At 58.4% G+C, this 12,628-nt stretch carries 9 protein-coding genes; 6 read left to right on the top strand and 3 right to left on the bottom strand.

Features of this window, described 5'->3' with window-relative positions:
• Window positions 1-14 precede the first annotated feature (14 nt).
• From Q0Y02_RS03045 to Q0Y02_RS03030, 4 genes are all read left to right on the top strand, one after another.
• On the top strand, window positions 15-926 hold the full coding sequence (locus Q0Y02_RS03045) for a MoxR family ATPase (RefSeq protein WP_297764238.1): 912 nt from the start codon (window positions 15-17) through the stop codon (window positions 924-926).
• Between the two features lie 3 nt (window positions 927-929).
• Window positions 930-1,886, top strand: coding sequence for a DUF58 domain-containing protein (locus Q0Y02_RS03040; RefSeq protein WP_297764235.1), 957 nt, complete (start codon window positions 930-932; stop codon window positions 1,884-1,886).
• Between the two features lie 8 nt (window positions 1,887-1,894).
• Complete coding sequence (locus tag Q0Y02_RS03035) at window positions 1,895-3,937, top strand: DUF3488 and transglutaminase-like domain-containing protein (protein WP_297764232.1); 2,043 nt, start codon at window positions 1,895-1,897, stop codon at window positions 3,935-3,937.
• 68 nt (window positions 3,938-4,005) lie between these two features.
• Entirely contained in the window at window positions 4,006-4,740 is a 735-nt protein-coding gene (locus tag Q0Y02_RS03030; RefSeq protein WP_297764228.1) for an iron-containing redox enzyme family protein, read from the top strand.
• A gap of 97 nt (window positions 4,741-4,837) precedes the next feature.
• Here Q0Y02_RS03030 and Q0Y02_RS03025 read toward each other — a convergent pair whose 3' ends face one another.
• On the bottom strand, window positions 4,838-5,404 hold the full coding sequence (locus Q0Y02_RS03025; protein WP_297764225.1) for a hypothetical protein: 567 nt from the start codon (window positions 5,402-5,404) through the stop codon (window positions 4,838-4,840).
• 104 nt (window positions 5,405-5,508) lie between these two features.
• Here Q0Y02_RS03025 and hrpB point away from each other — a divergent pair, with 104 nt between their 5' ends.
• The gene (gene hrpB, locus Q0Y02_RS03020) at window positions 5,509-7,995 is read left to right on the top strand and encodes an ATP-dependent helicase HrpB (RefSeq protein WP_297764222.1); all 2,487 of its coding nucleotides are present in this window, start codon (window positions 5,509-5,511) and stop codon (window positions 7,993-7,995) included.
• 89 nt (window positions 7,996-8,084) lie between these two features.
• Here hrpB and acnB read toward each other — a convergent pair whose 3' ends face one another.
• Window positions 8,085-10,685: a bifunctional aconitate hydratase 2/2-methylisocitrate dehydratase gene (gene acnB / locus Q0Y02_RS03015; RefSeq protein WP_297764219.1), complete on the bottom strand. Its 2,601-nt coding sequence runs from the start codon at window positions 10,683-10,685 to the stop codon at window positions 8,085-8,087.
• Window positions 10,686-10,857: 172 nt separating this feature from the next.
• The gene (locus Q0Y02_RS03010; RefSeq protein WP_297764216.1) at window positions 10,858-11,766 is read right to left on the bottom strand and encodes a lysophospholipid acyltransferase family protein; all 909 of its coding nucleotides are present in this window, start codon (window positions 11,764-11,766) and stop codon (window positions 10,858-10,860) included.
• Window positions 11,767-11,895: 129 nt separating this feature from the next.
• Here Q0Y02_RS03010 and Q0Y02_RS03005 point away from each other — a divergent pair, with 129 nt between their 5' ends.
• The gene (locus Q0Y02_RS03005) at window positions 11,896-12,516 is read left to right on the top strand and encodes a tRNA-(ms[2]io[6]A)-hydroxylase (RefSeq protein ID WP_297764213.1); all 621 of its coding nucleotides are present in this window, start codon (window positions 11,896-11,898) and stop codon (window positions 12,514-12,516) included.
• Window positions 12,517-12,628: the final 112 nt, after the last annotated feature.

Raw genomic sequence — 12,628 nt, 5'->3', positions numbered from 1 at the left:
TTGAAAGGGGAACCATGCAGGCACTGGATAAAGCCCTGGCCCAGGTGGGCCGTGTGGTACTGGGCAAAGAAGAACAACTGAAGCTCGCGCTTACCTGCATGCTGGCCAATGGCCATCTGCTTATCGAAGACCTGCCCGGCATGGGCAAAACCACCCTTGCTCATGCCCTGGCCAGGGTGTTCAAGCTTGAGTACCGGCGAGTGCAATTCACCAGTGACATGTTGCCGGCGGATATTCTCGGCGTCTCCGTATTCGACCCCAACACCCAGCAATTCTCCCTTCGCGAAGGGCCGGTGTTCACCCAGTTGCTGCTGGCCGATGAGATCAACCGGGCCACACCGAAAACCCAGAGCGCTTTGCTGGAAGCCATGGAAGAGCGACAGGTGACCCTGGATGGGGTAACCCGTCCCTTGCCTCAACCGTTCTTTGTTGTCGCCACCCAGAACCCGGTGGACCAGGCGGGCACGTTTGTGTTGCCTGAATCCCAGCTTGACCGTTTTCTGATGCGGATTTCTCTGGGTTACCCAGCTCCGGAAGTGGAGTTGCAGTTGCTGGCCGGTGGCGACCTGCGCGAGCAGGTTCGCGAACTGCAGGCTGTGATTAACAGTGAAGGACTGATCAAATTGTCACGGGTAGTGGGCAAGGTCCGCGCCAGCCATGAGCTGCTGGACTATGTACAGCGTTTGCTGGATGCCACTCGTTCTGATGATCGTTTCGTTGCTGGCCTCTCTCCCCGTGCCGGGCTGGGTTTGCTAAAGGCAGCCCGGGCATGGGCCCTGGTCAGTGGCCGGGATTATGTGCTGCCGGAAGATGTGCAAGCGGTATGGCCATCCGTGGCGGAGCACCGTCTCAGTGCTCGTCAGGGGGGGAGTGTGGCGGCCATTACCCAGTCCCTGCTGCAGTCCGTACCCGTCATCCGCCGCTAGCCCATGCAGCTGCCGGCGCCGATACGAAACCTTTACGAACGCTGGCTGGCCCGGCGTTTGCCGCCGGCCAGACAGATCGTGCTGGATCAACGACGCATCTTTATCTTCCCCACCGGTTACGGTTTCTTTTATCTGCTGGTCGCGGCGTTGTTGTTCATCGGTGGCATCAATTATGAAAATAACCTGATCCTGGCCTTGTCCTTCCTGCTCGCCAGCCTGTTTATGGTGGCAATTCTGCATACCTTCCGGAATCTGTCTGCTCTGGGTATACGTAACGGTGGCAGCGAATCCGGTTTTGCCGGAGAAGAAGGGGCGCTGGAAATCGTATTGTTTGCCCAGCGACGAGAGCATCATTGCGTCTGGCTACGCTGGCGTGGCCAGGACGATCAGCAGATCAGCATCCGCCGAGGCGAAGAAGAAAGTTTGTGGCTGAACCTGCCTCTGGCAAAGCGGGGCAGGGTGATGGCGCCACGTCTCAAGGTGGAAAGCCGTTTTCCGCTCGGGCTGCTGCGTACCTGGTCCTATGTATCGCTGGATCATTATTGCCTAGCCTGGCCGCGACCTGAGGAAAGCCTGGATTGCCCGGCAGATGGCGGTAAGGAAAATCAGCAGGCGTTCAGTAGTGGCCAGTCAGGGAATGACGAATTTCAGGGACTGCGCAGCTACATCCCCGGGGACTCCCTTCGCCGGGTAGACTGGAAAGGTTATGCACGGGGCCGCGGGCTGAATACCAAGCAGTTCGAAGAGCCGGTGGGTGGCCGCCTTTGGTTGCGTTGGGATCGTTTGCAGGGGCTTGGCGAGGAGCAGCGTCTGTCAGTGCTGAGCTACTGGATTTTGCAACTGGATCCACAGCGTCAACCCTATGGTTTGAAGTTGCCGGGCCTGACACTTGCGCCGGATACCGGTGACGTGCATCGCTGGCGGCTGCTGGACGCCCTGGCCAGTTATCCGGATTTTTGAGGTTCTTCATGGCGCGCATTTATCAGGTTCCGTCCCATACCCGACTCTGGCTCGCTCTGGCGGTCTTGCTGTGCTCCATACCGCAACTGGTCAAAGGACCTCTCTGGCAGGCCGGGTTATTGGTGCTGGTGATTCTGATTCGCTGGTTGGTGGAGCAGCAGCGTCTGACGTTGCCGGGTCGCATGGTTCGTTCGTTGCTGTTGATTGGCGCTGTTGCGCTGACCTTTTATAGCTTTGGTAGATTGTACGGCCCTGAAGCAGGCGTTGCCTTGCTCGTCAGCCTGTTTGCGCTCAAGTATCTGGAAGTGGTGCAGCAACGCGATGCCTATGTAGTGATTGTTCTGGGGTATTTCGTTTGTGGAACGGCGCTGCTGTTTTCCCAGACACCAGGAATGTTTCTCTATGTGGTCCTTTGCATGACGGTCCTTACTTCCTGTCTGGTGGGGATTAATCACAGTGATACCCGTGCCAGTGGCTTTCTGCATGGCAAGCGAGCGTTGGTGATTACCTTGCAGAGCATCCCCCTGATGATGGTGTTGTTCCTGTTGGTGCCTCGTGTGGCGCCGCTGTGGAATATGCAGGTAGGGGGGGACAAGGCAAGGACTGGCATGAGCGACAGTATGTCGCCGGGCCAGATTAGCGAGTTGTCAGAATCCGCAGAGCTAGCTTTTCGGGTGGACTTTCAGGGTGATGTGCCGCCTCGGGCCCAGCGCTATTGGCGGGGGCTGACACTGAGCCACTATGACGGGCGTACCTGGCAGCAGGCAGTACCTAAGGGGCAGTTGGAATCGGAATATCTGTACCGACGAGGAACCGAAAAACCGGACTGGTACCGAAAGCTTGAGAGTCGCCGCTCTTACGAGCAAGAACGTTATCTTTACGAGGTAATTGCCGAACCCTCTCAGCGACGATGGCTGTTCAGTCTGGCTGTTCCCTTCCCGCTGGATGGTGATATGGCACTGGCCAAGGATATGCGTTTGGTGGCCAATCAACCAGTATCCCAGCGCTTGGCCTATCGGGTGGAAAGTGTTCCAGCTATCAATGAAGTTATCGGTCTGACGCCGCAAGAACGGCAATTAATGCTGTCATTACCGCAAAACGCGGGGAAAAAAGCCCGTGGTTTGGCGCACCAATGGCGTAAGGAAAGCAGTTCAGCCCGCGATATTTCCCAACGGGCGTTACGATATTTTCGCGATCAGCCCTTTCATTACACCTTGCGCCCGCCCCGGCTCACAGCGGATCCGGTGGATGACTTTCTGTTTCGGACCCGGCGGGGTTTCTGCGAGCACTATGCTTCTAGCTTTACCTTCCTGATGCGTGCGGCCGGTGTGCCGGCCAGGGTTGTGGTGGGGTATCAGGGTGGTGAGCAGAATGATATGGGTACTCATTTTTTAGTGCGCCAGTATGATGCCCATGCTTGGAGTGAAATCTGGCTGGAAGGGGAGGGATGGACCCGTGTTGATCCCACCGGCGCGGTTGCTCCTGATCGTATTGAGCTTGGACTCAGAGAAGCCCTTGAGAACAGCGAAGACGGCAGAGATTTGCTGGCTGATTTGGGCTTGCGGCGCTTCTCGGATGGCGGGTTATTCGCGAAAGTAAGCCAATGGATCGACTACGTTGATTTCCGCTGGCAGACCTGGGTGCTGGGCTACGATAGAGCCTTTCAGTCCGATTTTCTAGAAAGCCTGCTCGGAGCCGTTACGCCAGCGCGCATTGCCATTGCCCTTATCATCGCCGTTGCCATTTTGATGGGGTTCTATGCTTTTTTTCTATTGTGGCAGACCGGGAATGAAAAGCTGACCCTGATGGAACGGGAATACTGGCGGCTGCATCAGCGTGCCAGTGAACGGGGGCGGCCTCTGGTGGCGGGTCTTACTCCCATGCAACTGTGTCAGGCGATCAGTGAACAGTGGCCCCAGGCGGCGGTTGCTGCCGAGAACTGGGCTAAATACTATCAGAAGCTCCACTATGATCCGCTTTCACCGCCGGATAAACAGCAAAAGCGCCATTTACGCAGCCTGAGAAATCGCTTATACAAATTATTGGACTAGTGTGCTATCACTAGATCATGGCCCACCGGCCACGAGCTGCGATAACCGGTTGTTATGGAGAACGACAAATGCGCGCCGCAAATTACAAGAAAGGGCTCGAACTCACTGACCACAGCCCCTGGGCACAGGCCTTCTGGGACGATCTGGTACCGTTGAAAAACCGGGTGGTAGAGCATCCGGTGTTTGTGGAAATGGGGGCCGGGACACTCAGCCTGCCTCGTTTTCGCAGTGCCTTGCTGAATTTCTACCCGTTGGTTGAGAATTTCCCCAAATACATGGGCCTGAATCTGGCCAAGACCCAGCCGGGCCGTTACCCGGGGCACGAAGAAAGCAAGAATTGGTTGATCAGCAATATCAAGGTCGAACAGCGTCATGCCTACTGGTACCAGGACTGGGCCATGGGCTTTGGCATCACCCTGCAAGAGCTTGAGTTCGTCGCACCGCCGGCAGCCATGGACGCGGTCAATCATTACCTCTGGCATATGGGCCGACAGGCCAGCCTGGAGGAGGGATTGGCCGCTACCAATCTGGCCATTGAATGGGCCACCGGGGAATGGAGCCAGAGTGTGGTCAAGGGCATGCAGGCCTACCAGGAAAATGGAGTGGCCACCATCAACCGCCATTCCATGGCCTGGTTGCGGGCCCACGCCTCCTACGATGATGCGCATCCCCATGAGGCCATGGAGTTGATCAAGCTCACCTGTGCTGATGAAGCAAGCCGAGAGAGGGCTTTCAAAGCAGCGGCCAAAGGGCTCGAATACTACATTTTGGCATTGGACCACTGTTACTCAGCGTCGGACTGAGGCGACGGCTCACGCCTACAAAGCCGGGGAAACAGCCTGTTTGGCCTTGGTGGCTCTTCCCGGTTGTAAACTATTCACTATTAATTATTCACTGCCTCTACATATACACCTTCAGCTTTTCGCGAATGACCCGCTGGATTGCCTTGACCTCCATGGGTGAGCGGTCTGACAGCTTGGATGGCTGGATCCTGTGCAAGTGAAGCGAGGGAGAGTCCTTACGGAAGGCCCGCAGGTCTCCTTTGGTGATGACGGGGAGAAACGGTACCTCCTCGGTTTCCTTTTTCATCAGCGCCCATAAACCCACTTTCAGAGGCACCGGCTTGATGACCTTTTCATTGCCCTTGAGCAGTCGAAGGGTCAGAAAAAGCCCCTCTTTGTTGAAAAACTCGCCGGGCAAAATATGCATGCCGGTGGGGTGTACGCTATGTTCCCCGATATTGTTAAACGTATCGTGGTAGGCATAAGGGTTGGGCAGAATCACCAGCGAGCGATCATCGTCCGGCGGTATGGAAATATCGTAGTTTGTATAGAGCTGTTCCACCGGCGCACTGTAGACGCACAGCGTATCTTGGAACTGTTTGATAAAATTGACTGCCCGTTGGTGGTTGTCAAAGTCATTCAGTTTCCAGATGAGGTGCTCAGGAATCCCCAAGTCGTTCATCATAAATCACTATATCGAGTAGTTATTAATTCTTAGTTGGTGATGTTCAGAATATAGCATAGGTACCCTCTATCACCAGCGGTATTGCCAGATCAGCATGACCAAGAGTGACTACCGTCACTCTGCCGGAGCAATGGACAGAACAAATGCAGAAAGAATTTCCCGTTGATGATGTTGTCGTGCCATTGCGTGACGCCTTGCTGGATGTGGGCTGTGCGATTCTGGAAGCGCCGCCCGGCGCCGGAAAATCCACCCGGGTGCCGCTACGGCTGCTGGACAGTTTCGGCTCTGGCCAGGGCCGTATTCTGATGTTGGAGCCACGTAGGGTGGCGGCCCGTTCCGTGGCCAGCTTTATGGCCTCCCAGCTTGGCGAGCCAGTCGGGCAAACCGTTGGTTACCGGACTCGCACGGATACCCGTGTTAGTGCCGCTACCCGGTTGGAAGTGGTCACTGAAGGGGTGCTAACACGCATGGCATTGAGTGATCCGGAGTTGCAGGGCATCACACTGGTAATCTTTGATGAGTTCCATGAACGCTCCCTGAATGCGGATCTGGGATTGGCGCTGGTCAGGGAAATCCGCGAGGCATTCCGGCCTGATCTGGGGCTGCTGGTAATGTCCGCCACCCTTGATTGCGGACCGCTGGTGACCCTGCTGGATGCTCCGGTGATTCGCAGTGAAGGGCGCAGTTTTCCGGTCGATGTGATCTATCGACCGCCGGCCCCCCGTCAGGATTGGCGTGATCACTGCGTCCAGCAAATTCGCTCTGTGGTCGGTGATGCCCAGGTGGTACTGGTGTTTCTGCCCGGCCGAGGGGATATCCAGCGGGTGGCTCGGGGTCTGTCTGAATCCGGACTCAGCTTGCCGATTGCCGAGTTGCATGGAGGTCTGCCGCTGGCCCAGCAACAGCAGGTGCTGGAGTCAGCCAGAAACGGCGATGCCCTGATTGTGCTGACCACCAATGTGGCGGAAACCAGTCTCACCATCGAGGGGGTCACCCACGTGATTGATAGTGGCCTGGCCCGGGAACCGGCCTATGATCCGGCCCGCCACCGTAGCCGGTTGGTAACGCGTCGGATCAGTGAGGCCAGCGCCCGCCAGCGCAGCGGGCGGGCGGGGCGATTAGGGCCCGGTTGCTGTCTGCGGTTATGGTCCGAGTCCGAGGTCATGGCCAGTCATCAGAAGCCGGAAATAGCCCGAGTAGCGCTGGATCAGCTGGTGCTCGATCTGGCCCGCTGGGGATGCCGAGAGCCGCAGCAGATGCACTGGCTGGACCAACCGCCAGCGCCGGCCTGGCAGAGCGCGGTGGCCAGGCTTCGCGATGGTGGGGCGCTGGATGTGCATGGCGGACTGACAGAGCATGGTGCAGCCATCGCCCGCCTGGGAATCGAGCCGGCACTGGCCATGCTGATACTGGCAGGCAGAGAGCAGGGTCTGCCGGTGGCCGCCGCGCGAGTCGCTGCCTTGTTGTCCGAGCGGGGCATCCTCAATGGTCAGGGCGTGGATTTACGTCGTCGCCTGCGGGCACTGGAAACCAACCCTGACCGTCACAGACTGCTACTGGCTGAAGCGCAGCGACTAGTGCCAGGCAAACCGCGCGATAGCACTGACTGGCGGAATGGTCTGGGTGAACTGCTGGCCCGGGTCTACCCACGACAGGTGGCTCGCCTGCGTCAGGCGCAGGGCAATCGATACCAGATGATGGATGGCCCCGGTGTACAGCTGCCACCGGGAGACAGTCTGGCTGGCACACAATGGCTGTTGATTCTGGACACGGATGGCCAGCCCCGGGATGCCCGCATCCGACTCGCCATGCCGCTGGAAGAGGCAGATCTGCAAGCAGTCATGGCACAGCAGGGACAGTGGCATGAGAAGATTGGCTGGGATAGAGAGCGCCAGCGGGTAACCGGTTGGCGCCAACATAGCCTGGGCGCCATTGTCCTGCAGAGCCAGCCCATGGAATCGTTGAGCGCGGATCAACAGATTGAGGGTCTGCTGGAGGGGTTGCGTGCGGAGGGTTTGAAGCTGTTGCCTTTGTCTGAGGGCAGGCGGCAGTGGCAGGCGAGGGTGAAAAAACTGGCGGCTGTGGACGAAGACGGCTGGCCGGATGTCAGTGATGCGGCCTTGCTTGAAAATCTGGAAAGCTGGCTGGCGCCGTTTCTGGTCGGCATGCGCACGTTGCAGGACCTGCAGAAGGTAGCAGTGCGTGACGCCCTCAATGTGTTGCTGACGGCAGACCAGCACAAGCGTCTGCAACGCTGTATGCCTGAGACTGTCGCCATTCCCACCGGGCGGCGGGTGCAACTCGATTACACGGGGGATACGGTGGTGCTGGCCGCCAAGCTTCAGGAGCTGTTCGGGCTCTCCCAACTACCGGTCATTGCTGAGGGCAGGCTGGCTATCAGTGCCCATCTGTTGACCCCGGCAGGACGGCCGGCAGCGATTACCGATAACCTGGAACGGTTCTGGCGAGAAAACTACCAGGCGGTTCGCAAGGACTTGCGTGGCCGGTACCCCAAACATCCCTGGCCAGAAGACCCTCTTGCGGCAGAGGCTACGGTGCTAACCAAGCGCCGCCTCAATGCTGGCCAGTAACGAGCTTGAGTATCGTTAACGCTTCCGCCACAACCAAAAACGCCCGGCATGAGCCGGGCGTTTTTGGTTCGTGAAGCGATCAGTCAATCTTAAACAGATTGAGCAACCGGGATCTTCACGGTATCTGCCACGTCCTGGTACTCCGCCATCTGGTCGAAGTTCAGGTAGCGGTAGATCTCGGAGGACATGGAATCGATGGTGTTCGCGTATTCCATATACTCTTCGGTGGTGGGCAGCTTGCCGAGGATAGACGCCACAGACGCCAGCTCAGCCGATGCCAGGTACACATCCGCACCCTGACCCAGACGGTTCGGGAAGTTACGGGTGGAGGTGGATACCGCAGTGGACTTCGGCGCGATGCGAGCCTGGTTCCCCATGCACAGGGAGCAGCCCGGCATCTCGGTGCGCGCACCGGCACTGCCGAAGATGTTGTAGTAGCCTTCTTCGGTGAGCTGGTGTTGATCCATCTTGGTCGGCGGAGCGATCCACAGACGGGTCGGCATGGTGCCGCTTTCCACTTTCTGCAGCAGTTTACCGGCGGCACGGAAGTGACCGATGTTGGTCATGCAGGAACCGATGAACACTTCGTCGATCTTGGCGCCAGCCACGTCGGACAGGGTCTTGGCATCGTCCGGGTCGTTCGGGCAGCACAGTACCGGTTCGTTGATCTGGTCCATGTCGATTTCGATGACGGTGTGGTACTCGGCATCGGCGTCGGCACGCATCAGGCTCGGGTTGGCCAGCCACTCTTCCATGCCCTGGATACGACGCTCAATGGTGCGGGCATCGCCGTAGCCATTGGAGATCATCCACTTGAGCATGGTGATGTTGGACTTCAGGTACTCGGTCACGCTGTCTTCCGACAGGGTGATGGTACAGCCGGCAGCGGAACGCTCGGCGGATGCATCGGACAGCTCGAATGCCTGCTCGACGGTCAGGTCGTCGAGACCTTCGATTTCCAGGACGCGACCGGAGAACACGTTGACCTTGCCGGCTTTGGCAACGGTCAGGTGGCCGTCTTTGATGGCCTGCAGTGGAATCGCGTGTACCAGGTCACGCAGGGTGATGCCCGGCTGGCGTTTGCCCTTGAAGCGAACCAGAACCGATTCCGGCATGTCCAGCGGCATAACGCCGGTAGCGGCAGCAAAGGCTACCAGGCCAGAGCCCGCGGGGAAGGAGATGCCCATGGGGAAACGGGTATGGGAGTCACCACCGGTGCCGACAGTGTCTGGCAGCAGCATGCGGTTCAGCCAGGAGTGGATGATGCCGTCGCCCGGACGCAGGGAGACACCGCCACGGTTCATGATGAAGTCGGGCAGGGTGTGCTGGGTTTCCACGTCAACCGGCTTGGGGTAAGCAGCGGTGTGACAGAAAGACTGCATCACCAGGTCTGCCTGGAAACCCAGGCAAGCGAGATCTTTCAGTTCATCACGGGTCATCGGGCCAGTGGTGTCCTGGGAACCCACGGTGGTCATCTTCGGCTCGCAGTACATGCCGGGGCGAACGCCGTCCAGGCCGCAGGCCTTGCCGACCATCTTCTGTGCCAGGGTGAAGCCCTTGTTGGAGTCGCCCGGTTGTTCCGGCTTGCGGAACAGTTCGGAAGGTGCCAGACCCAGGGCTTCGCGAGCCTTTGTGGTCAGGCCGCGGCCGATGATCAGGTTGATACGGCCGCCAGCGCGAACTTCGTCCAGCAGTACCTGGGAGCGTAGGTCGAATTCGGCAATCACTTCGCCGTTCTTTTCTACCTTGCCAGCGAACGGGTAAACGTCGATCTGGTCACCGGTTTCCATTTTGGAAACATCGCACTCGAAGGGCAGGGCGCCGGAGTCTTCCATGGTGTTGAAGAAGATGGGCGCGATCTTGCCACCGATGCAGACGCCGCCGGCGCGCTTGTTCGGTACGAACGGAATGTCGTCACCAAAGTGCCACAGCACGGAGTTGGTGGCGGACTTACGGGAGGAACCGGTACCCACAACGTCGCCCACGTAGGCAACGGGGAGGCCTTTGGCCTTCAGTTCTTCCATTTGCTTGAGCGGGCCGATTTCGCCGTCTTTTTCCGGGTGAATGCCTTCACGGGCATTCTTCAGCATGGCGTTGCCGTGCAGCGGGATATCCGGGCGGCTCCAGGCGTCCTGGGCCGGGGACAGGTCATCGGTGTTGGTTTCGCCGGTTACCTTGAAGACGGTCAGAGACATTTTCTCTGCCAGGTCTGCGCGATTGGTGAACCACTCGCCTTCAGCCCAGGACTCAATGACTTCCTTGGCCTTGGCGTTGCCGGCTTTCATCTTGTCTTCCACATCGTGGAAAGCATCGAAGACAAGCAGGGTGTGCTTGAGTTCGTCAGCAGCGATTTCTGCCAGTTCGGCATCATCCAGCGCTGAAACCAGCGTGGCCACATTATAGCCACCCTGCATGGTGCCCAGCAGCTGTACGGCACGTTTACGGTCGATCAGGGGAGAGCTGGCTTCACCGTTAACAATCGCGGTCAGGAAGGCGGCCTTCACGTAGGCGGCCTGGTCCACGCCCGGCGGTACGCGGTTAACGAACAGGTCCTGAATGAATTCTTCTTCGCCGGCCGGCGGGGTTTTCAGTAGTTCGACCAGCTCGGCAACTTGCTGCTCGTTCAACGGCTTGGGCGGCACACCGTCAGCGGCGCGCTCTTCAACATGTTTGCGATAGGCTTCTAGCACAGCGTTTCCCTCTTTACTCGAATTGGCTGATTTCTTTTGGAAATCAGTCTTTTAGGGTGTTACTGGGGGTTGGAATTGCGCGCGGAGTATAGCCGAAATGCCATCAACTGTTAAGCCAAACCGTGGTTACAGCCATTCATGTGATGAATACTCGCAATCACTGAAGGCGTGGTCAGTAGGGGGCTTTGTGGCCAGCGGGCGGTCGTCTGAAGCGTTTGTAGCTCCACAGGTACTGGGCGGGCTCTTCGTCGATCAGTCCTGCGATGGAGCGGTTCATGGCCTGGAGGGCGGTATCCAGATCTTCATCGGCGACTTGAGGGTCCGCCTGGCGCACGCGAATTTCGAAACCATGACCCTCAGGGAGTCGGCGAGCCCAGGCCATGAAGGTCACCGCGCCGGTCTGACGGATCAGCTTGCAGGCCAGTGTGCCCGTGTACGTGGGCTGGCCATAAAAGGGAGCGTGCCGGCCACTGCGGCGATCCGGCACCTGATCGGGCAGGATGGCAGTAAGCGCACCTTTCTTCATGGCGCGCACCAGACCGGCCACCCCTCGTGCAGTAGTCGGGTACATGGTGGACCCAAAGTGTTCGCGGCCGGAACGTATCAGATCATCCACTTCCGGCAGTCCCGAGGGGGCAAACATGGCATGCAGCCCGAATTCGGTGGCCAACCAGAAATTGAGTACCTCCCAGCACCCCAGATGGGGAGCCAGAATCATCACTGGTTTACCCTCCATGACAGCCTGGCGGAGGGGGGCGTCGCCATCCACTGCCACGATCCGTTTCAGTCCTTGCTCAGGGTGTCGCCAGAAAAGAGCAATCTCGAAGGTGTTGCGGGCGCTTTCAAGAAGGGACTGACGGGCCAGATGGTGTCGTTGTGTTTCATCCAGATGGGGGTAGCACAGGGCCAAATTGATTCGGGACACGCGCTGGGCCTCGCTGGGGAGTCGCGCCAGCAGTGCTCCGAACAGGCTGGCTATGCAGCGGTTCACAGCATATGGAAGACAGGCGATCAGTCGCAGCGTGGTGACTGCGGCTACACCTTTGATGCGTTGAATTGTCGGATTGGTTCGTCGGCCCATGGCGGGAGAGTATAGGACGCTGGACGCTGGATGCCAGACGCTTGAGGCTTAAAAGTCAAAACAGACGATACCAGTCGGTGTCCGGAGTGATTATGTACCGCTATAATGCGCGCCGACCCTGAGGACGCCATGCACGATATTTCCCACATCCAAGCATTTCTGCCCTGCGCCACTCCGCCAGCCTGGATCGACTGGGCGCTGCAGCACCCGGACACCTTGCTGATTGACCATGCCCATTGCGAGAAGAAGGCCGCGAGCACAGCCCTGAATCTCATGTTCCGCTATGTGGACCGACCGGAATTGCTGGACGCCCTGAGCCAGCTTGCTCGTGAGGAGTTGCTGCATTTTGAGCAAGTGCTGCAGATCATGCGCCAGCGCGGCGTCACCTATGACCACATGACGCCGGCCCGCTATGCCAAGGGCCTGCGCCAGCATGTGCGCACCAGCGAACCCGGGCGGCTCATCGACACCCTGATTGTCGGTGCCCTGATTGAAGCGAGAAGCTGCGAGCGCTTTGCTGCGCTGGCTCCCCACGTAGATGAGGAACTGGGCCGCTACTACCGCTACCTGCTGAAAAGCGAATCACGGCACTTCGAGGATTACCTGACCCTGGCCGAACAATATGCCGGCGAGCCGATCGGGGAGCGGGTGGATTTCTTCAAGGAAGTGGAACGGGAGCTGGTGGAGTCGCCGGATTCGGAGTTTCGGTTTCATTCGGGAGTACCACAGCAGTTAACAGTGAATCGTTAATAGTTAACAGCTGCGCGAGCAGAGATTGTCTGTACCCTTAAACAACGAGGCCGCGCTCATCTTATGGGCGCGGCCTGATGCCTTTGAAAATCAGAAGCACGCTTAACGCGCG

The sequence above is a fragment of the uncultured Alcanivorax sp. genome, assembly GCF_947258575.1.
Taxonomy (GTDB): domain Bacteria; phylum Pseudomonadota; class Gammaproteobacteria; order Pseudomonadales; family Alcanivoracaceae; genus Alcanivorax.
Note: the sequence above shows the minus strand (reverse complement) of the source record. Positions and strands in the feature narration are given on the sequence as shown.

Bases quoted from the DNA above. Each gene is read 5' to 3' on its own strand.
- Q0Y02_RS03030 (WP_297764228.1), top strand. From the start codon at position 4,006: ATGCGCGCCGCAAATTACAAGAAAGGGCTCGAACTCACTGACCACAGC.
- Q0Y02_RS03035 (WP_297764232.1), top strand. From the start codon at position 1,895: ATGGCGCGCATTTATCAGGTTCCGTCCCATACCCGACTCTGGCTCGCT.
- Q0Y02_RS03010 (WP_297764216.1), bottom strand. From the start codon at position 11,766: ATGGGCCGACGAACCAATCCGACAATTCAACGCATCAAAGGTGTAGCC.
- Q0Y02_RS03025 (WP_297764225.1), bottom strand. From the start codon at position 5,404: ATGATGAACGACTTGGGGATTCCTGAGCACCTCATCTGGAAACTGAAT.
- Q0Y02_RS03045 (WP_297764238.1), top strand. From the start codon at position 15: ATGCAGGCACTGGATAAAGCCCTGGCCCAGGTGGGCCGTGTGGTACTG.
- Q0Y02_RS03040 (WP_297764235.1), top strand. From the start codon at position 930: ATGCAGCTGCCGGCGCCGATACGAAACCTTTACGAACGCTGGCTGGCC.
- Q0Y02_RS03005 (WP_297764213.1), top strand. From the start codon at position 11,896: ATGCACGATATTTCCCACATCCAAGCATTTCTGCCCTGCGCCACTCCG.